This window comes from Gordoniibacillus kamchatkensis (genome assembly GCF_000829455.1).
GTDB lineage: Bacteria > Bacillota > Bacilli > Paenibacillales > NBRC-103111 > Gordoniibacillus > Gordoniibacillus kamchatkensis.
In genome coordinates this window covers 25,730-45,779 of record NZ_JXAK01000017.1, presented here as the reverse complement: position 1 = coordinate 45,779, position 20,050 = coordinate 25,730, and the positions used below count along the sequence as shown (strand labels likewise).

The 20,050-nt window shown below is 56.8% G+C and carries 16 protein-coding genes and 1 pseudogene; 4 read left to right on the top strand and 13 right to left on the bottom strand.

The features are described 5' to 3' along the window. Positions 1–140 precede the first annotated feature (140 nt). The gene (locus SD70_RS11610; protein WP_231571163.1) at positions 141–1,061 is read left to right on the top strand and encodes an AraC family transcriptional regulator; all 921 of its coding nucleotides are present in this window, start codon (positions 141–143) and stop codon (positions 1,059–1,061) included. A gap of 84 nt (positions 1,062–1,145) precedes the next feature. Here SD70_RS11610 and SD70_RS11605 read toward each other — a convergent pair whose 3' ends face one another. From SD70_RS11605 to SD70_RS11585, 6 genes and pseudogenes are all read right to left on the bottom strand, one after another. Further along, positions 1,146–1,592 (bottom strand): GNAT family N-acetyltransferase, encoded by a 447-nt coding sequence (locus tag SD70_RS11605; RefSeq protein ID WP_041047737.1) that lies wholly within the window; start codon positions 1,590–1,592, stop codon positions 1,146–1,148. A gap of 604 nt (positions 1,593–2,196) precedes the next feature. Next, complete coding sequence (locus tag SD70_RS35980) at positions 2,197–2,373, bottom strand: hypothetical protein (RefSeq protein ID WP_156157986.1); 177 nt, start codon at positions 2,371–2,373, stop codon at positions 2,197–2,199. 220 nt (positions 2,374–2,593) lie between these two features. Continuing rightward, positions 2,594–3,310: a response regulator transcription factor gene (locus SD70_RS11600; RefSeq protein WP_041047736.1), complete on the bottom strand. Its 717-nt coding sequence runs from the start codon at positions 3,308–3,310 to the stop codon at positions 2,594–2,596. A gap of 154 nt (positions 3,311–3,464) precedes the next feature. Further along, a pseudogene (pnpS, locus tag SD70_RS11595) lies at positions 3,465–5,257 on the bottom strand (two-component system histidine kinase PnpS). A gap of 94 nt (positions 5,258–5,351) precedes the next feature. After that, on the bottom strand, positions 5,352–5,861 hold the full coding sequence (locus SD70_RS11590) for a hypothetical protein (protein WP_052487315.1): 510 nt from the start codon (positions 5,859–5,861) through the stop codon (positions 5,352–5,354). Positions 5,862–6,225: 364 nt separating this feature from the next. Next, positions 6,226–7,773, bottom strand: coding sequence for a fumarate hydratase (locus SD70_RS11585; protein ID WP_041047735.1), 1,548 nt, complete (start codon positions 7,771–7,773; stop codon positions 6,226–6,228). A 97-nt stretch (positions 7,774–7,870) separates the two neighbouring features. Between SD70_RS11585 and SD70_RS11580 the strand changes: the two genes are divergently transcribed. The 3 genes from SD70_RS11580 (at position 7,871) to tyrS (ending at position 11,055) form a co-directional block, all read left to right on the top strand. Next, the gene (locus SD70_RS11580) at positions 7,871–8,767 is read left to right on the top strand and encodes a polysaccharide deacetylase family protein (protein ID WP_052487314.1); all 897 of its coding nucleotides are present in this window, start codon (positions 7,871–7,873) and stop codon (positions 8,765–8,767) included. A 22-nt stretch (positions 8,768–8,789) separates the two neighbouring features. Continuing rightward, on the top strand, positions 8,790–9,389 hold the full coding sequence (gene yfbR / locus SD70_RS11575) for a 5'-deoxynucleotidase (RefSeq protein WP_041047734.1): 600 nt from the start codon (positions 8,790–8,792) through the stop codon (positions 9,387–9,389). Between the two features lie 415 nt (positions 9,390–9,804). Further along, positions 9,805–11,055 (top strand): tyrosine--tRNA ligase, encoded by a 1,251-nt coding sequence (tyrS, locus tag SD70_RS11570; RefSeq protein ID WP_041047733.1) that lies wholly within the window; start codon positions 9,805–9,807, stop codon positions 11,053–11,055. On the opposite strand, the gene SD70_RS11565 is transcribed toward tyrS, so the two are convergent. The 7 genes from SD70_RS11565 to SD70_RS11535 all read right to left on the bottom strand — a co-directional run bounded on the left by SD70_RS11565 (position 11,052) and on the right by SD70_RS11535 (position 19,751). Then, complete coding sequence (locus tag SD70_RS11565; protein ID WP_041047732.1) at positions 11,052–12,296, bottom strand: Gfo/Idh/MocA family protein; 1,245 nt, start codon at positions 12,294–12,296, stop codon at positions 11,052–11,054. The genes tyrS and SD70_RS11565 overlap by 4 nt on opposite strands. Before the next feature lie 30 nt (positions 12,297–12,326). Continuing rightward, on the bottom strand, positions 12,327–13,211 hold the full coding sequence (locus SD70_RS11560; RefSeq protein WP_041047731.1) for a carbohydrate ABC transporter permease: 885 nt from the start codon (positions 13,209–13,211) through the stop codon (positions 12,327–12,329). Positions 13,212–13,228: 17 nt separating this feature from the next. Then, positions 13,229–14,134 (bottom strand): ABC transporter permease, encoded by a 906-nt coding sequence (locus SD70_RS11555; protein WP_041047730.1) that lies wholly within the window; start codon positions 14,132–14,134, stop codon positions 13,229–13,231. A gap of 78 nt (positions 14,135–14,212) precedes the next feature. Then, the gene (locus SD70_RS11550; protein WP_231571162.1) at positions 14,213–15,916 is read right to left on the bottom strand and encodes an extracellular solute-binding protein; all 1,704 of its coding nucleotides are present in this window, start codon (positions 15,914–15,916) and stop codon (positions 14,213–14,215) included. Positions 15,917–16,060: 144 nt separating this feature from the next. Further along, positions 16,061–17,422, bottom strand: coding sequence for a response regulator transcription factor (locus tag SD70_RS11545; protein ID WP_041047729.1), 1,362 nt, complete (start codon positions 17,420–17,422; stop codon positions 16,061–16,063). Then, on the bottom strand, positions 17,415–19,166 hold the full coding sequence (locus SD70_RS11540; protein WP_052487313.1) for a sensor histidine kinase: 1,752 nt from the start codon (positions 19,164–19,166) through the stop codon (positions 17,415–17,417). The genes SD70_RS11545 and SD70_RS11540 overlap by 8 nt, the downstream gene beginning before the upstream one ends. Before the next feature lie 159 nt (positions 19,167–19,325). Continuing rightward, on the bottom strand, positions 19,326–19,751 hold the full coding sequence (locus tag SD70_RS11535; RefSeq protein WP_041047728.1) for a hypothetical protein: 426 nt from the start codon (positions 19,749–19,751) through the stop codon (positions 19,326–19,328). Positions 19,752–20,050: the final 299 nt, after the last annotated feature.

Here is a 20,050-nt window from a genome sequence, read left to right as displayed (position 1 = left end):
CTACAGTTCCTCCTCGATTATCGAACTTGTCCCGGGACGGGACGACATACTACAATATAGTATAGTGCACGAAGAGGCAAAAAAAAATTTCCATTCTAGTTGTTTGTATATGCGATTTTGGCATGCGGAGGATGATGGGCGTGGAATTCGTCGAATTTTATAACGAACATATCCAGTATGAAAACCCTTTTTTGTCGTTAAAAATTTTCGAGGCGCAGCGCGACCAGGAGTATATGTCCCGTTGGCATTACCACAAAGAGCTCGAGCTGCTCGCCATCGTCGAAGGGCGGCTCGACGTTTATGTCGAGGATGAGCTGTTTCGTCTGGAGCAAGGCGGCGTCGCTCTCATCGGCTCGTCGCAGCTGCACCGCGACCGGTCGTATGCCAGCGAGAAGCTCGTCTATCTTGTGCTGCAGTTCGATCTCGAGCAGGCGCTCGACCAGAGCACGATGCCTTATTTCCGCTTCTTCTCCGAAACCCGCTCTCCGCTCAGCAGGCTCAACCATGTGCTCGCCGAGCGGCCGGACGCACGCCAAATCGTCTATGACGCCGTGTGCGGCATTTACCGCGAATGGACGGACAAGCAGGAGGGCTACGAGCTCGCCGTCAGCATTTTGGTCAAACGCATTCTGCTTACGCTGCTGCGCGGCGGTTCGGGCGGCGGGGCGAGCGTCAAGGAGAACGCCGATTTGATCCGCTTGAAGCCCGTCTTCGACTACGTGGAGCGCAATCTCGAAGGCAAAATCATTGTCGAAGAGGCGAGCCGCGCCGCCAACATCAGCTACTACTACTTCGTTAAATATTTCAAGAAAGCGCTCGGCATGTCGTTCATGGAATACGTGCACAGGCAAAAAATCAAAAAAGCGGAAAAGCTGCTGCTGACCAAAACGATCAGCGTCGCGCAAGTCGCGAACAGATCGGGATGCCGAACATGGCGCATTTTTACAAAATGTTCCGCAAGTTCAACCGCTGCTCGCCGAACGAATACCGAAAGCGGATGCTGGAGTGGGGGCGGTGAATTATTGCGCTCGTTCTGCGGCCGCCGCATTGCCCCGTACTGATCCCGGCTTGGCGGCCAAGGCGGCGATTTCGCGCCCCGGCGCATCGGCCGGCGCCGCGGCCGGCGCGGCAGCAACCACCGTCGCTTAAGTGATTGAATAGTTGACCCAATCAATTGATGAGGCACCCATGTTTTCGAAAAAACGCTGAGCGCGTTTATTATCGGAACCTGTTACCCAAGTCATATGAGCATATCCATGCTCTTTCGTGTAATTTTGGCATTTTAAAAATAGTTGCGACTCAACTTCCGAATCTCTAAATTTCTCAATGAGGAAGAGATCGTTCATGACGGTGATTTTTTCCGATTTCATCGTGCTGAATGTAAAATACAACGTCGCGAAGCCGACTAACTTATGGTCTTGTTCCGCTACAAACTGTATTCCCCATTGTTTTTCTAAAAGGGTTTGAATCAATTGATGCACCTTTTCAGCGAGCGGCCAAGGTTTCCGATAAAAACCGACTATGTATTCATGCATCAACTCGGTCAAGCTGTTAATATCTTTAGGTTCGGCGTTTCTTATGATAATAGACAATGCTGCTCCCTCCCGATTTTCGAAATATGTGAATAAATATACAATATTTCGAATTAATATGCAATCGGTCGAGACCGGCAGGCTTCCGCCCTGATGTTAGTTATGGTGGAGCATAACTGAATGCAACGAATCCATGCACGGTTATAGAGATCAGCGATGTAAATGATTTGAACAAAACCGGCCGGCCCGGCCTGTCTGCTTCATCGCCAACCGGCAGTGTTCGTAGCGGTGAACCAATCCTGAGCGGCAATAAGTTGGCTCAACGTCTCTTATGAAGGGGCCGTGGAACCGAGCGAGCGATGCTGTCTTAAGCTATAAAGCCCCATGTTCGCAAAACAGAGACTTTGCGGGCGCTGATTTTGAGCCACCCGGCGCCGTCTACTGCTATAAAGCCCATGTTCGCTATACAGAGACTTTACGGGCGCTGATTTTGAGCCAACAAGGAGAAAACAGCCATTAGCGCCCGAAAATTCGCTCTATGCGAATTTTCGTCGCTATTCATGGAATAATAGGTCTTTGCACGTTCATTCCGTCAAATCGGCGCTTAACAGCGTCAAGCAAGTCGCTGCATAGCGAACCGGTTCTTTAAACGGGCCACCGGCCTTTAGGAACGAAACAAAACCCGGCCCGACCTGTCTGCTTCATCGCCAACCTGCAATGCCTCATTGCCGGTGAGCAGCTCTGCCGCAGCATTCTCGAACACGAGCGATCTTCCGGTTGTGCTCAGCGGAATTCGCTTCGTCTCCGGAATCTTACCATCCCCATCCGCCCTTTTTGGCATAAATATAAGCTCTTCCCCGACCTCGCCATCGTACGGCTTCAGGCATACGTCCGCCTGAAAGAAGCCGGTACTGTGCGGTCGGAAAAGAGCTTCATTGCTCGTCTTATACGCTCACATCGTAAGGAGCACACTTCCTAATGCCGGCGCCACGCGCCGGGCCAGGCACGCCCCGCCGGGCGTTTTTAGCATGTTAACGAGAATCGATTTTACCCGCCCCAACCTATTTTTTCGGCTGCGGCACTACAAGCTTGTAGCCGACGCCGCGGATCGCGTCGATCTGCACCGACTGCTGGTTCATCTCCAGCTTTTTGCGCAGCGACGAGACGTGCACGTCGACCGTCCGCTGCCCACCGATATAGTCGAAGCCCCACACGATGTTCATCAGATCGTCGCGGGTGACGACGACCCCCGGCCGCTGCACGAGATACAGCAGCACCTCGAATTCTTTCGGGCGCAGCGGGATCGGCTCCCCTTCGAGCAGCACCTCGTATTTTTCCGGATAAATGAGCAGCTCGCCGATTCGGATCACTTTCTCGCTAGCCGGATGATGCTCCACGCCGCCTTCGTCCGCTTGCGTGCGGCGCAGCACGGCAGATACGCGGGCCAGCAGCTCGGCGACGCCGAACGGCTTCGTAATGTAGTCGTCCGCGCCGAGCCCGAGCCCTTGCACGACTTCCTCTTCGGCGTTGCGCGCCGTCAAAATGATGACCGGCGCCCTATTCCCTTTCTGCCGCAGCTTTGACAAAATTTCGAAGCCGTTCATGCCGGGCAGCATAATATCCAAAATGATCAGGTCGTAGACGTTCTGCATGGCGGCCTGCAAGCCTTCCCCGCCGTGATCGACGACCTTCGTCTCGTAGCCTTCCTGCGTCAAATTGTAAGAAAGCAGCCGGGCCAGCGTGGGTTCATCTTCGATTACGAGTATTTTCTTTCCCATAAGATCCCCCGATGAGTGCGTATTGGCTTGTTTCCATCCACGCTCCCGCGCGGAGAGCGGCCATGATCGGATCCGATGTTGCACCTTCATCTTAACACCAGTTTGTAAACGCCATGTAAATTTTACGTTAACCGGGCATCAACTTCATGAAAAATTAATGAATGACCGGCAGCTCGATCGTAAATTTCGTCCCTACCCCCGGCTCGCTGTCGACTTTGATCGTGCCGTGATGCAGCTCGACGAGGTGCTTGACGATCGACAGGCCGAGTCCCGTCCCTCCGGAGCTGCGCGAACGCGCCTTGTCGACGCGGTAAAACCGTTCGAAAATGCGCGGCAAATCTTTTTTCGGAATGCCGATTCCCGTGTCCTGAATGACGATCCGCACCCGCTCGTCATCGCCTTCCGCGCCGGCGGGCTCGACCCGCACCTTCACCTTTCCCCCTTCCGGCGTATAGGCAATACCGTTCGAGAGCAGGTTGATGAAAATTTGCCGCAGCCGGTCTTCGTCCGCTTCCATATACAAGTCGTCCGGCACTTGACTGATGAGCTCGATATGCTTCTTGTTCGCCTCCGGCCGCAGCATGTTGATCGTATGTTCGACGAAGGCCGGCAGATCGACCGGGGAGAAGTGGAGCGGGATGCGCTTCGACTCGATTTTGGACAGCTCCAGAATGTCGCCGATCAAGCGGTTGAGACGCTCCGACTCGTCGAAAATGATTTGCAAAAACTGCCGCGCGTCTCCTTGTCGTTCAAGGCGCCGGCGAGCAGCGTTTCGGCAAAGCCTTTGACCGCGGCAATCGGGGTTTTCAGCTCGTGCGATACGTTCGCTACAAACTCGCTGCGCATTTTTTCAAGCCGGCGCACCGCCGTAATGTCGTGCAGCACGACCAGCACCCCGTCCCATTCGGCGCCTTCCTGCGCCACCGGGCTGAGATGGAGATCGAGGATGCGCTCCGAAGGGAAGTAAAACATCATCTCGCCATGGATGTGCTCGTGCGTGTCGATGCATTCGCGGATCAGCTTCGTGAATTCGAACTGCTGCTTCGCTTCGTCGTACTTTTTGCCGAGCAGCTCTTGCACGGTGAAGCCGAGCAGCTCTTCCGCCGCCGGATTGACGAGCACGATTCGCTCGTCTTTGCCGATCATCATGACGCCGCTCGTCATATTTTCGAGCACGCTTTGCAGCCGGTTTTCGTTCTCGGCGATCCGGTTCATCTGCAGCTGCAAGCTGTCCGCCATCAGGTTGATCGCCCGCCCGAGCTGGCCGACCTCGTCGTTCTTGAGCGCATCGACGCGCGCTTTATAATTCATGTTCGTGATTTGTTTCGCGACGCTCGTCATCTTCTCGATCGGGCGCGTGAGACCGCGGGCGATGCGGTAGGAGACGATGCCCGCGAGCAGGAACAGCACGGCGAGGCCGGCGATCAGAAAGTACCACACCTGCCGCACCGTCGCATCCACATCTTCCAGACTCATCGCCAGCCGCAAGTAACCGTGCGCGCCGTTCGCCGGTTCGAGCCGCATGGCGACGTACAGCATGTTTTTTTTCAGCGTATCGCTGAACCGGATCGCGCTGCCGAAGCCGCTGCTCTCGCGGGCGGCGGCGATCTCCGGCCGTCCGTGGTGGTTGTCCATCGCCGCGGGATCCTGGTCGGAGTCGCCGAGCACTTTCCCGTCCTCCCGCACGTACGTGATGCGCGTGTCCGCCATATTTTTCAGCATGACCGCCTCTTTGGAATAAGCGGCCATCAGAGTCGCATCGTCGCCCGTAAGTTTGCCCCAATCGCCTTCCGCCGCAATCACTTTCAGCTCGCGCGTCATATTGCCGCGGAGCAGGTCGATGTGCGAATCTTGCAGCACTTTGCCGATAAATATACCCGCCGCCACCATCGTGGCGCCGATAATAGCCATCATAATAAGCGTCAGTTGAGTGCGAAATTGGTTCAATCGTCGTTCCACCTTTGCCTTGAATCGCACGCAAGCCGGGCACGGTTATGCGCGCCGCACTTAAGCGTAACCGCATCGCCGCACGGGCGCCAAGTTATTTTTTTGTAAACAGCAGCAGCTCCTTCAGCTCCAAGAGGTGCCAGTCCGGACCGCCGTCGCGCGACAAAAACCAAATGCGCTCGAACAGCTCCCGCGGCTTCACGATGCGCTCCCGCCACTGCCCTACTGCGGCAAGGCCGAACTCCGGCGAAGCGTTGCGGATGAGCAGCGATAGCGGGTATTTGTGGGAATACCCGGCGAACTTCTCTTCCTTCGTTCGGATGCGTTCGTTCAGCTCGGCAAGCCACGTCTCGATCGTCTCCGGCTCGCGGCGCGGCTCGTCCGTCCGCCCGAGCGTCCGCTTCGCCTCGTGCGCGTCATAGAACAAGTGCGTAATTTCGAGCCCCAATTGGCCCCGCTGCCGGTTTTCCAGCACCGCATCGGGCTTCTCCTGCTGGTACAGCAGCCGGAATTTCGGCTCAAAGCGCTCGTTGTACAGCTGCAGGAAGGTACGGATGGCCGCCCTCTCCAGCGCTTTTTTCTCGCGGATGTGTTGTTCGCTCATGGAATACGTCTCCTTCTGGGCGATCACCGTCGTCGTTTTAGCATCCCCGGAATCGGGCCGAAACTCTTATCGTTACCATTTTCACGGATAACGGCGGCGAAAGCAACACATTCGTGCTGGAGTTGACGGGATGCTTGGGGCTTGCGCACTTCCAGCGGCGGTTTTGCGGGTGGGCGGCTGCGGCGGACTCTCCAATTGCCTTTGAAGCAACTGCAGCGGGACTTGGCGTGCTTAGTGCAGCTGCAGTTGCTTTTTGCGCACTTCCAGCGGCGTTTTCGCCGGTGGGAAGCCCCCTGCAGCTTAGCCAAATAAAAAAAGCTTCCTCCCGGCCGGCTGACCGCGGAGGAAGCTTCGAGTATAGCTTTTATTTAAATACCGGCTCCTTGAACTGCTCGAGCTTCGCCTTGGATTCGAGCTCGACATCGGCGTGCAGCGAGTTGCCGTGCGAATCCATCGTAACGATCGCCGCGAAGCCTTCCGTCTGCAGATGCCACATCGCCTCCGGAATGCCGAATTCGAGGAAGTCGACGCCTTCCACTTTTTTGAAGCATTGCGCATAATACTGCGCCGCGCCGCCGATGGCGTTCAAATAGACGGCTCCGTGCTCCTGCAGCGCCTTCAGCGTCTTCGGCCCCATGCCGCCTTTGCCGATGACGGCGCGGATGCCGAATTTTTTGATGATGTCGCCCTGGTACGGCTCCTCGCGGATCGACGTCGTCGGGCCCGCCGCTTTGACGTGATATTCGCCGCTGGAGTCTTTGCTCATAACCGGACCGCAATGGTACAGCGCCGCGCCGTTCAGGTCGACCGGGCTGTCGTGGTCCATCAAATATTTGTGCAGCGCGTCGCGGCCGGTGTGCATGATGCCGTTGATGATGACGACGTCGCCGACTTTCAGGCTGCGGATCTGCTCTTCGCTGATTGGCGTTTGCAGCACGATTTCGCGGCGCTGCTCGTTTGCGTCCTCCATCTTGTCGACGGCTTCTTCCACAGCGATGCCCTGCATGGCGATCCCTTTGCCGCTCTTGTACACCCAATCTTGGATCGCGCCTGTCGCCGCGTCGAGAATGACGCCTTGGCGGCGGAACGCCCAGCAGTTATAAGCGACGGAGACGAAGAAGCTGGCCGGCAGCCGGTTGATGGCCCCGATTTTGCAGCCGAGCAGCGTCACTTGGCCGCCGAAGCCCATCGTGCCGATGCCGAGCTTGTTGGCGTTCTCCATGATGTAGTTTTCCAGCTTGCGCAGCTCTTCGTTCGGGTTGACGTCGTCGACCGGGCGGAACAGCTGCTGCTTCGCCAGCTCATAGCCGGTTGTGCGGTCGCCGCCGATGCCGACGCCGATGAAGCCGGCGGCGCAGCCTTGGCCTTGCGCCTGGTAGACGGCGTGCATAATGCATTTGCGGATGCCGTCCAGATCGCGGCCCGCTTTGCCGAGACCTTCGAGCTCGGCCGGCAGCGAGTATTGAATGTTTTTGTTTTCGCAGCCGCCGCCCTTCAGGATCAGCTTCACTTCGATGTCGTCCCGTTCCCATTGCTCGAAATGGATGACCGGCGTGCCGGGGCCGACGTTGCCTTGATTTTCGCCAGTGAGCGAATCGACGGAGTTCGGGCGCAGCTTGTTATCTTTCGTCGCCCGCTCGACCGCCGCGAGAATGTGCTTCTTCATGACGATTTGGTTCGCTCCGACCGGGCAGTGTATAATGAAGGTAGGCATGCCGGTATCTTGGCAAATCGGAGATACGTTGCATTCCGCCATATTGATATTTTCGCCGATCGTCGACAGCGACAGCGCGGAGCGCGTGCCTTTGTCCTCCAGCTCCTGCGCGGCCTGAATCGCCTTGCGGACGTCGGCAGGCAAGTTGGTGGACGTTTCGACGATCAGATCGTAAATGCTCTGTTCGAATTGTTGCATGACAGTAGGACTCCTCTCGGAATATGAATAGCTCTACTTATTATACCACAAATCGGCGGCAAACCGGACATACGGGAAAGGTGGCATATTTCGCATCATGAAACCATGGATCGGCGTTACGCTGCTGCTCGCCGCGCTCGGGCTCGGAGCGATGGCTCCGGCGCTGCGGGCGGCGGACGGCAAGCCGCTGTATACGGACCAAGTGGCTGTGCTCATGTATCACCATCTCGACGAAACGGCGCAAAGCTCCAGCACGATCAAGCCGGAGCTGTTCCGGGCGCAGCTGGAGCTGCTCAAGAGCAAACAAATTCATTTCATCACGCTGGACCAGTTCAAGAAATTTTTGGACGGCACGGGGAAAGTTCCGGACAACGCCGCGCTCGTCACGTTCGACGACGGTTACGAGAGCTTTTACACGAAGGCGTATCCGATACTGCGCCAGCTGGAAGTGCCGGCGGTCAACTTCGTGATCACCGGCGACCTCGAGCATCCGAAGGAGACGTACATTCCGTCGCTGTCGCGCGAGCAAATCCGGGCAATGCTGAGCGAATCCCCGAATCTGATCGCCATCGGCTGCCACACCGACGCCATGCACGGCAAGCTGCCGAGCGGCGATGCGATCATGGTCGGGCGGGAGGAGCAGGGCGGCGTCAAGGAGTCGGACGAAGCTTACCGGCAGCGGGTGCTCGCCGACACGAGCACATGTCTCGGCAAGCTCAATGAGCTGTCGCCGGCGACCGTCGATACGATGGCGTATCCGTACGGCATCACGACGCCTGCCGCAAGCCGGCTCGTCGGCCAGGCGGGAGTGCGTTACGCGTTCACGATTACGCCGAGCATGGCGACGCAGGGCACCGATCTGCTGCAAATCCCGCGCATTAACGGCGGCTCGCCGAACGTCACTCCGGACGGCTTGTACAAAACGATTTTGCACCGCATCGTGCGCGTGAATGAAGATCGCCCGAAAATCGTGCTGAGCGAAGGCGACCGGTAACCAGAGAGAGGAAGACCAGACGATGGAAAGTCCTTTTACCGCCTATTTGTACAGGCTTCGCTACATCGACCGTTGGAGCCTGATGTGGAACACCCGCAAGGAATCGGTCGCGGAGCATTCGTTCCACGTCGCCGCGCTTGCGCACCTCTTGTGCACGATTGCGAACGATGTGTTCGGACGGCAAGTGCCGACCGACAAAGTCGTTTCGCTGGCGCTGTTTCACGACGTGGCCGAAGTGTTCGTCGGCGACATTCCGCAGCCTGTGAAACATAATAACGAAAAGCTGCGCAACCAGTTCCACGATATGGAGCGAGAAGCGTCCGAGCGGCTGCTGCAATCCGCCCCGAAGCCGCTGCGCGCCGCTTACCGCCCGCTGCTGGTCGAGCCCGATCCGGAGCTGTACCGCTGGGTGAAAGCCGCCGACCTGCTCGACGCCTACTTGAAATGCGTCACCGAGCTCGCCGCCGGCAACCGCGAGTTTACGGTGGCGAAGCAGCAGGTACGGGCCAATCTGGACAAGCTCGGGATGCCGGAAATCGGCTATTTTCTCGAGCATATGGGACCGCCGTTCGAACAGACGCTTGACGAGATGTCGCGGCTGGCCGCCGAGGCGGACGACTGACGCCGTGCCGCGGGAAGACGGCATGCACCGCCGTCTCTCGCAGACATAAGCGCAGCCGAACGAAGTTGACAACCGGCATTTCTCGTGCTTTAATGATACAAATCGCATATCGGACAAAGCAATGATGGACTGGGTTTTCACCCCGAGTAAGGAAAATGAACAAGTGCTTGCAGAGAGCCGGTGGTCGGTGCGAACCGGTGCGCGCATTTTCCCGAATTACGGTCCGGAGTTGGAAAAGCGAACGCGGGCATGAGCCCGCCGGTAGCTTTTACCCGGCATGAACAGTGCCGTTATGGCAAATAAGCGAAAGAAGCGGCGAACGCTTCTTTAATTAGGGTGGTACCGCGAGACAACCTTCTCGTCCCTTACGGGGATCGGAGGGTTGTTTTTTTATTTACGCAAAGGAGGTTATCGGATGGAACGGCTTACCGAGGAGCAAAAGCAAGAGGTGCATCGGCAGCTGAGCATTATACGCAGAGGCGTGGCCGAAATGATTCCGGAGGACGCGCTTGAACGGAAGGTCGCTTCCTCTGTCGCATCGGGAAAACCGCTCAAGGTCAAGCTCGGGCTCGACCCTTCCGCACCGGACATCCATATCGGGCATACCGTCGTGCTGCACAAGCTGCGGCAGTTTCAAGATCTGGGGCATGAAGTGCAGCTCATTATCGGGGATTTTACCGGGAGAATCGGCGACCCGACAGGAAAGTCCGAAACGAGAAAGCAGCTTTCCGAGGACGATGTGAAACGAAACGCCCTTACTTATGAAAAGCAGGTGTTCAAAGTGCTCGATCCCCGGAAAACGAAGTTTTACTTCAATTCGGCCTGGCTCGGCGCGCTGAAATTCGAAGACGTCCTGCAATTAGCCGCTAAAGTAACGGTTGCGCGCATGCTGGAGCGCGACGATTTCGCCAAACGGTACTCGAACAATCTGCCGATTCACATCCACGAGTTCTTTTATCCGTTAATGCAAGGGTTCGATTCGGTATCGCTGGAAACCGACATCGAGCTTGGCGGCACCGACCAGACGTTCAACATTTTAATGGGCAGAACGCTGCAGGCCGCATACGGTTCGAAGGATGCGCAAGTCGCCATGCTGATGCCGCTGCTCGAAGGGCTGGACGGCCATCAGAAAATGAGCAAAAGCCTCGGCAACTACATCGGGATCGATGAGTCCCCTAACGAAATGTTCGGCAAAACGATGTCCATTCCGGACGAGCTGATGCTGAAATATTACGAGCTTAGCACCGCCATATCGAATGAGGAGCTGGCGGAACTGAAGCTAGGTTTGGAGCGGGGGACCATCCATCCCCGCGACGCCAAAGTCCGGCTGGCCAAAGAGTACGTTCGCATGTATCATGGCGCGCAGGAAGCGGAAGCGGCCGAACAGCATTTTAACACCGTGTTTCGGCAGCGATCGATTCCCGAACAAATCGACGAGTTTCATTTGGGCAGCGATCAGCTGGAGGAAGGAACGATCCCGGTCGGCAAGCTGCTGGTCGCCCTCGGATTTGCCGCTTCGAACAGCGAGGCCAGGCGGAGCGTCGCGCAAGGGGCCGTGAAATGGAACGAAACGAAGCTCACAGACCCGAACGAACGGCTCGCCATCGCTTCCGGCGATATTGTCCAAATGGGAAAACGGAAATTCGCCAAAATCGTTGTCGGCTAAAAGTCCTCCATCCGGATCACCCGCTTCTCCAGCCGCGAAAGCTCGGCAGCGAACGCCATCAGGTGGCTCTGAACCGAAATGCGCGCGGAAGTGAGCCCCTGCTCGGCGCAGCTTGCCCGCACGAGCTTGACAAAGTCGCGGATGAGGCCAAAGTCGCCGCCGCCGTGTCCGACGTGCCCTCCCGGCCGCTGCAGCGAGATCGTTTGCTTCGCCCCGGTATCGAAGCGGGTCAGCTCGATTTCGTTTTTCTCCATCGCGGCGCGAATTTCGCCTTCCGTTCCGGTCAGCTTGAGCGTTCGGCTGCAATCGTGCGTAAAAGCGCTCATCGTAAATACGGCCGTCACTTCGTTGGCGAATTCCATGCTCACTACCTGATGATCGACCACATCGTTGTCGCAATGATAGACGCAGCGGCCGTAAGGGCCTTCCTGCAGCGCCTTCAGCCGCCCCTCGTAGCTGAGATCGTCGCTGATCGCCGACGTCGGCCAGCCCGTATCGTCCGTGAGGTACATGTGCGGCGCATAGTACGGACAACGGTCCGCCGCGGGGCACCCGTCGAGGCATCGTTGCGGCGCACCCGGCGGCGCGTTCTCCTTGCGGAAATGGGACAGCGAGCCGAACGACGAAATGTGCGTGCAATCGCTGCCGGCAAGCCATAGTAAAATATCCATATCGTGGCACGACTTGGCCAATATCATCGGGCTGGACGTCTCGCTGCTCCGCCAGTTGCCCCGTACAAAACTGTGCGCTTGATGCCAGTAGCCTACATTTTCGTTATGCTGGATCGACATGAGCCGCCCGATCGCTCCGCCGTCAAGCAGCCGCTTTAGCGTTTGAAAAAACGCCGTATACCGCAGCACGTGACAGATGGAGAAAACCCGGCCCAGCTTCGAAGCAAGCTCGCCCATGCGGATGCACTCCTGCGCGTCGGGCGACATCGGCTTCTCCAGAAGCACGTGGTAGCCCGCTTCGAGCGCCTTCATCGTCGGTTCGTAGTGCTGCTTATCCTGCGTACAGATAATGACGGCGTCCGCGAGCAGCGGCCGGGCGAATAGCGCGTCCCAGCTGTCAAATACCATATCGTCCGGCAAGCTGTGGCGCTCCCGGAACTTGTCCCTGCGCTGACCGTTCGGCTCGGCAACGGCGACAACCTTCAGCTCGTCAGGGTGCTTCAACGCATATTCCGTATAGCCCGTTCCTCTTAATCCCGCTCCTACTAGAGCGACAGTCACTGGCTTCATCTTCTCTGCTCCTTCTGCCGACTCGCTATTCTATTCTTTAACGCTTCCTACCGTAATGCCTTTAATAAAATACCGCTGCAAGAACGGATACACGAGCATGATCGGCAGCGCGCCGAGGAAAATTTGCGCCGTCCGCAGCGTTTTCTCGCTTACATTTTCCAGACGCTTGAGGTCTTCCACGGAAATGGCCTGCTTGTTGATCGAGGTGACGAGCGTCGACAAATAGCTTTGCAGCGGATATTTTTCCGGCGAATTCATGTACAGGATGCCGTCGAACCACGAGTTCCAATGGCCGACAACGGTAAACAGGACGATCGTCGCGATCGCCGGCAAAGAAACCGGCAAATACACTTTCCACAGCAGCGCCCAATGGCTCGCCCCGTCGATGACGGCCGCCTCCTCCATATCCTTCGGCACGTTCCGGAAAAAATTGAGCAGCATGACCATGTTCCACACGCTCAGCGCCCCGGGCAAAATGAGCGCCCATATCGTGTTGAGCAGCCCCGTCTCCTTCACGACGATATAAGTCGGAATCAGGCCGCCGCCGAAAAACATCGTCACCGCAAAAAACCAGACGTACGCCGTTCGGTATTTGAACTGCGCGTTCGATTTCGACAGCGGATACGCGGTAATCACGACGAGCAGCATATTGACCGCCGTACCGAGCGCCACCCTTTCCGCCGAAATGCCGAGCGACCGCAAAAATTCCGACTTCTGCGCCAAATAGTTGTACGCCTCGAGCGTAAAGCCTACCGGCCACAGCTTCACTTCCGCCGCCATCGCGGCACTGTTCGAGCTGAGCGAGATGGCCAGCAGGTGCACGAACGGCAGCACGCCGAGCAGCATGACCGCAGTCAACACGAACCCGTTGACGACGACGAACAGTTTTCTGCCTATCGATTGTTTGTAAACCACGCCGATCTCCCCAGCCTTTAAAAGATTCGATAGTTGCTGAACTTGTACGCAAGGTAATACGACAGCGACACGAGCCCGAGCGACACGGCCGATTTAAACAAGCCGATTGCCGCCGCCGGCGCATATTGCTGATCGAAAATGCCGAGCCGGTACACGAACGTGTCGATGACGTCCGCGCTTTCATACACGGTCGGATTGTATAAGATCAGAATTTGATCGAAGCCCGCGTTCAGTATGCCGCCGATGCTCAGCGTGCTCAGCAGAATGACAATCGGCGCGATGCCAGGCAGCGTCACGTGAATGAGCTGCTTCCACTTGCCTGCGCCGTCGACCTCCGCCGCCTCGTACAAGTTCATATTGATTCCGACGATAGCCGCCAGGAAAATGATCATGTTGTAGCCCATGCCCTTCCATACGTCGGAGCCGACGATAATGGCCGGGAACCACGTATTGCTGCCGAGAAACATGATCGGCTGCGCTCCGAGTCCGGAAATCAGGCTGTTGATCGGCCCTTTGAGCGAAAACAGCTCGAAAATGACGCCGCCCAGCACCGTCCAGGACAAGAAGAACGGCAAAAATATGCTCGTCTGCACGAGCCGCTTGAACCAGTTTTTCGCCGCCTCGTTCAACAGCAGCGCCAAAACGAGCGGCACGACGATGCCGAGCGCGACCTTGAGCAGCGAAATGTAAAACGTGTTCCACAGCACCTGGCTGAAATCCGGCAAATTGAACACATACTTGAAATTTTTCAGCCCGACCCATTTGGAATGCAGAAAGCCGAGCGCCGGACTGAACTTTTGAAACGCCATAACGATGCCGAACATCGGGCCGTATGCGTACACGAGCGTGACGAGCACACCCGGAATGAGCAGCAGATGCAGCGGCAGCTCCAGCCTGAAACGCCGCAGCGCTTTGTTTTTCATGATGGAAACGCCTCCGTTGCGGAATAGGCGGGGGACATACGCCGCTTAGCGTACTCCCCCGCTTCGCTATGCGCTGTTTTACTTGGCGTTTTTCGCGTACCAGTCGTTGATTTCCTTCGTTATGTCGTCGCCGCCAAGCTTTTTCCAGCTGCTCACGTATTTGTCGAACTCGTCGATCGGAGCGGAGCCCATGATAATTTTCGTAAACGTTTCGTCCATCAGCTTGTCGAGCGACGCCCCTTTTTCCACCTGCGTAGGAGTAGCCGGGCCGTAATATTCGTTGAACGTGACGAGCTTCTGGTCGCGGATTTTGCGGGTCAGCCCCCATCCGCCGTCGTCGGCAGCGCGGCTGAAATACAGCCCCCACGCCTTTTTGTCGCCGGCCAAATAATCTTTCGCCGCCTTGAACACTTCGTCCGCGCCTTGAATGACCGTCTCGTCCTTCTCCGACTCCACCTTGTCTTTCTTGTTCGCGACCGCTTCGTTCACCGCCTGGAACAAGTTCTCGAAGTTGTTCGGGTTGTAGATGCGCGGCTCGTACCAGTTATACACCCAGCCGTTCTCGGCCTTGTTGATATCCTTGTACTTCGACCGCTCCATCTCGTTGTAGAAGCTCGCCATCTTGATGACGGCTTCCGGATGTTTCGCCTTCTTGTTCACGACGACCACTTTGTTGAGCCGTATTTTGTTCACGAGCGACTTGCCCGGCTTGCCGTCGAAAGAAGGCAGCGGGAACGGCTTCCATTCCGCGTTCGGGTCTTTGTCCTTGTTCAGGTTGAGCGGCCAATTCGGGTACCACCATTCCCCGAAGGAGATGCCGACTTTGCCGGCGACGATATCTTCGACCGCTTTCTGGTCGTCCTTGAGCGCCCACTCCTTGTCGAGAATGCCTTTCTGATACCACGATTGCAGCTTGGCCAGCACGTTCTTCGTCTCCGGCTGAATTTCCCCGGCCATCAGCTTGCCGTCACTACCCTTGAGCCATGCGGTCGGATAAGCGCCCATCGAGTTGAACAGCCCTCTGGCATCGAAGCCCCAGAAAATCAGTTTTTTCTGCAGCGCCAGACCGTACGTATCGGCTTTGCCGTTTTTGTCCGGATCGTTCTTCACGAACGCTTCCGCGACTTTCTCCAGCTCGTCGATCGTCTTCGGCGGTTCGAGTCCGAGGTTTTTCAGCCAGTCGGTGCGGATCCACATAATTTGCGTGGACATGTAAGGATCCTCGTAGCTCGGCAAGCCGTAAATTTTGCCGTCGCGGGTAAACATGCCGAGCGCGAAGCCGCCGTCCCCTTCCACATACTTTTTCAAAGTCGGGGACGCATACGTTTTGTACGCATCGGTAATGTCCGCAAGCATGCCCTGCTCGTACAGCTTCTCGAACATTTTCTGATCGACGACCATCAGGTCGGGCAAGTCGCCGGAAGCGACGGCAAGCGAAAACTTTTGCTCGTACTGCTCGGTCGGCACCGTCCACATATATTTCACGTCGATGTTCAGCATATCTTTCAGCTGCTTCAAGTAGCCGTTCTGCTCCGGCGTAATGCCTTTGGGCGTCTTCGGATCTTCCGGCGGGCGGAACCCGAGCACCTGCGTCACGGTGACCGGCTGCGCGAATTTGCCGAACGGATCCGCTTTTTCCGGCGTTTTCGCAGCGGCCGGCTGCTGCTGGGACGCCGCAGGCGCCGCAGCCTGCTTGCCGGAATTGTCGCTGCAGGCGGTAACCAGTACCGAAGACATTAGAATCATGGCGGTCGTCAGGCCGCCGTAAAGCTTTATTTTCACGCGTCGCTCCCCCCGAAACATCGTTTTTTGCAAAGCTGTAAAGGGCCCGGGCTCTACAGATTCCATCGTAAATTTTTGAGAGAACGCTTACAATCCAACGATTTTTACTTGCTTCTGTTTTGTTTACTTGTTGGCGCTGAGGAGTCATTCCCATCTGAGCGTTTCGCGGTACTCCTGGGGCGTGAGGCCCTTCATTTTGCGGAAGAAGGCGGTAAAATAGGACGGCGATTCGAAGCCGAGACGCTGGGCGATCTCCCCTATTTTCAATTTCGGATTGGCGAGCATCGTTACCGCAGCGTCCGTTTTGGCCGCTTGAATAAAATCCGACAAGTTGCGGCCGGTTAGCTGTTTATAGAAGCGCGACAAATACGAAGGGTTGAAATACACTTCTTCGGCGATGCGCGCGAGAGACAAGTCCCCGCCCAGATTGCCCAGGATAAAGCGATGAATGCGGTCGAGCAGAAGCGCGAGCTTTTGCTCCTGCTCGGTCTGCAGCGGCCAGGAGTGCGGCTGCGGCGACAGCGGCGCGTTCGGAAGACCAAGGTCGATAACGGCCATCTGCTGGCCGGGAACGAGCCTTTTGCTCAGCTCCGTCTTCATCGTGCCGAACTCCCGGCCGACGTCGTTCCAACGGGCGGCTTCGCGCGAGATGGCGAACGAAACGGGGACCTGATGCGCTGCGAAGCAGTCGTTCTGAACTCCTTCGAGCAGTCCTTTTACGTACCAGTCAGTCCCGGCCAACTCGATCCCGCCGCTTGCGCTCCGGAATCTCTCCCCTGCCGCTGCGTCCGGCTGCAGAAGCCACAGCAGCGCAGCCTGGTCGCAAACTGCCCCTTCGGCGGCAATCGACGGCGGCAAATCTCGCTCGAAGCGGTTCAGCACCGCATAGAGAGCGTCCTGCTTGCGGGCAAACGTCCATTCCTCCGGCCAGTTGTCAACCGTTCCGCACAGGAGCAGCACGGGCGCATCGCGGTCGAGCCTCTGCGCCAAACTGGCAAACCGTTCCTCCGCCAAAAGGGGCAGTGCCGGCTCCCCGGCGAGCAGGGCCCTGACGAACTCCGTTTTGAGCAGCTGCCCGGTCAACTTCAGCTGTTCCCCGACCTTGTCGATCAAGCTTCGCCGCTTGCTTTCCTCTTCGACTTTGCGGATCGCCTCCTTGACGGCGGCGACGACCGTTTCGTCGTCTTCCGTTTTCAGGATGTAATTTTCCACGTTGCGCTGAATTGCTTCGTACACAAAGTCAAATTCGCTGTACCCGGTTAAAAATATGATTTTGCAGGAAGGCCAATAATGAACGATATCCTCGATCATTTGCAGCCCGCTCTTGCCGGGCATCCGAATATCGCTGAGCACGACGTCGATTTTCGTTTTCTTGATAAGCTCGATCGCTTCCACTGCGGAATTCGCGTTGCAAATGTCCAGATCGAGATCTTCGCGCTCTTGAAACAGGAGCACAAGCCCGTCCACAATGGCCGGCTCGTCGTCCACGATAAGCAATCTATACATCGGAATCTCCTCCACCCCGTCCATGACAAATGACGATGTCCGCTTTCAGCCCGCCGTAGCGGCTGCGCGAGACGAACACGCCGCTTTCCTCGCCGTAATTCAAACGAAGCCGCCTGCACACGTTCAAAATGCCGGTCTTCTCCTGCTGCGCGCTGGAGGCTGCCAGCTTCTCTTGAAGCTGAGACAACGCCTCGTCCGTCAAGCTCTCCCCGCTGTCTTCGACGGAGATGCACAGCTTGCCATCCGCGTACGTGACCGAGACGCGAATGAATCCGCCCGCCACGCTGTTTTCCAACGCATGCTCGAAAGCGTTTTCAATGACCGGCTGCACGATCAGCCTCGGCACCGGAAGCTGCGCGGCCGCAGCGGGCACGCCCTCCTCCTCGACCGTAATCCGGTTCGAGAAGCGGATGCCCTGGATTTCGGCATAATCCATCGCATGGCGGTACTCCTTGGCAAGCGGCACTTCGTCCGCACCGCTTCTCGTAATGAATTGGTAGTAGCTGCCGAGCTTTTGCGCGAGGGCCGCTACCGTGCCGAAGTCACCGCTTTTGCACAGCCGGTAAATGTTGTAAAAGCTGTTGTACAGAAAGTGCGGATTGATTTGCGACTGCAGCTGCTTCAGCTCGGCGTGCTGCAGGGCGATTTTTTGCTCGTAGTTTTGCTCGATCTGCAGGTTGAGCTTTTCCATCATTTTGTCGAAGCTGCGGTACAAATAATGAAATTCACTCAGCTCCTGCGGTCTGACGGCAGATTGCAAATGGTCGGTTTCGACTTTGCGGAACGCTTCGATCAGCTTTTTGACAGGCTTGTGGATTATATGGTGAATCGACAGCGAGAACACGACGACGATGCCGATGGACACGATGGACAGCAGCACGAACCAGACGCTGAATTGCTTGAGCGGCCCGGTTACTTCGTTCTGATTCACGTATGTGTACAAAGTCAGTCCGAGCGCCCCGATACGGCTGCACGAGCCCCAATAGCTCTTGTTGCCGCTTTGCAGGCTGAGTATGCCGCCCGGTTCGATCCCGTTGGCGCAAGACGCCATAGCCCGCATGCTTTGCCCCAAATCCGTATGAAAACCCGGCGTAGGAGCTACCGGGAAAGCGAACTCGTCGTCGGCCAGCGCCGCACCCGCGTCTTTGTAATAATCGATGAGCCGCTTTATCGAGTCTTGCAGCTTCTCCTTGGACAGCTCCACATAGCTGACGATGCTGGAATTGTTGGACGATTCGACAAAAAACAGGCTTCCGCCGTCCGCAAACACGGACGGTTTCGGCTTGCTCCGGGTAAAAGCTTCGACCGTCCGCCATTCGTCGCCCGTAAGCGCCGATACGCCGCTGCGGGTCGATATCGTCCGCTCGAACGATTTGACGTATACGCCGGTATTCACGATGTAGTCCGTCGAGTTTTGAATCGACACCAGCCGCTCCCTGATGCTGTCCACAAGCCGCACCTCTTCGAAGCCTTCCAGCGTCCTGCCCAGAAAGCCGAGCTTCTGCAAATCGGAATCGTTCATCAGCTGCAGCTGCTGCTTGCGGATAAACGAGATCTGATCGCCCAGCTGCTGCGAGTAAAACTGGACATTGGACACGATCGACTTGGAATATTCGTTTTTGACGAGCGACGTGCCCATGTAGTTCATCCATAGGTTGATGAAATAAACAGGCAGCAGCAAGGCGGTAAATACGATAATGATCTTTTGATAGACGTACAGCTGCGGGTTGAATGTCGGTTTCACTGAGTTCCCTCCGGTCAGGGGTATGGCGGCCGGCACGCGGCGACGTTTTCTCTATTATAACGGGGACGTCAACTTTTTCCAGAGGGGTTCGCATGAAGCGCAAAAAAGCCGTTGTTCCCCGCTACTGCGGAAAACAACGGCTTTTTCGGGTGGCGGGAGTCAAATCGCGCCGATATTGTTCATCAGGTACACGATAACGAGCAGGAACACGGCCGATATCCAGCTTAGCGCCAGCGAGCTGCTTTGGTGAGGCGTAACGGTTCCGTTCGCTTCGGCGGCTTCGCCGAGCTTCTTCAGACGGACGCCGAGTATGCCGGTCACCGCTCCAAGCGCGACGACGAATACCAGAACGAGAATGAGCCACAGCGGCGAATACGAATATTTGCTGACCAGGTAACCTCCGGTCAAAAATTCGAACAGCAGCACGAACTGCGCGATCCGGTTCGCCGAGCGCAGCACCGCGGCGTAACCGGCTTGAGCGGCGCCGCTCATTTTGCCCGCGCGGGAGACAAGAAACGGCAGCAGAAAATAGAAACCCATCGCAAGCGCGCCTACGATGTGAAGAAACAGCATCCAATGACTCATGAACAGGGAAGCCTCCTTGACGGCATAGTTATCCTCCACTAGTATACTAGAAACGAGGCCCCCCGGCAAAACGCCTCCGCCCCCGCGCGGGATGGCCCACGCTTCCGGCAGGCACGTACAGGAAAGGAACGTTGCTCCCTGCGCCAAATCGTGGTATGATGATGAGTACCATCGAACATAAGTTCTGGGAATTCGCGCTCTACTTGGTGTGTCCGCTGCACAATGCCGCACTAAATAGTTCATAAACCGAGCCTGTACCGAGGTCCAGCCGCTTACGCGAAGGCATAACGGAACCAAGT

Coding starts and splice junctions, on each gene's coding strand:
- SD70_RS35980 (WP_156157986.1), bottom strand. CDS start 2,373: ATGCCAAAAAGGGCGGATGGGGATGGTAAGATTCCGGAGACGAAGCGA.
- SD70_RS11600 (WP_041047736.1), bottom strand. CDS start 3,310: ATGGGAAAGAAAATACTCGTAATCGAAGATGAACCCACGCTGGCCCGG.
- SD70_RS11590 (WP_052487315.1), bottom strand. CDS start 5,861: ATGAGCGAACAACACATCCGCGAGAAAAAAGCGCTGGAGAGGGCGGCC.
- SD70_RS11585 (WP_041047735.1), bottom strand. CDS start 7,773: ATGCAACAATTCGAACAGAGCATTTACGATCTGATCGTCGAAACGTCC.
- SD70_RS11580 (WP_052487314.1), top strand. CDS start 7,871: ATGAAACCATGGATCGGCGTTACGCTGCTGCTCGCCGCGCTCGGGCTC.
- yfbR (WP_041047734.1), top strand. CDS start 8,790: ATGGAAAGTCCTTTTACCGCCTATTTGTACAGGCTTCGCTACATCGAC.
- tyrS (WP_041047733.1), top strand. CDS start 9,805: ATGGAACGGCTTACCGAGGAGCAAAAGCAAGAGGTGCATCGGCAGCTG.
- SD70_RS11565 (WP_041047732.1), bottom strand. CDS start 12,296: ATGAAGCCAGTGACTGTCGCTCTAGTAGGAGCGGGATTAAGAGGAACG.
- SD70_RS11555 (WP_041047730.1), bottom strand. CDS start 14,134: ATGAAAAACAAAGCGCTGCGGCGTTTCAGGCTGGAGCTGCCGCTGCAT.
- SD70_RS11545 (WP_041047729.1), bottom strand. CDS start 17,422: ATGTATAGATTGCTTATCGTGGACGACGAGCCGGCCATTGTGGACGGG.
- SD70_RS11535 (WP_041047728.1), bottom strand. CDS start 19,751: ATGAGTCATTGGATGCTGTTTCTTCACATCGTAGGCGCGCTTGCGATG.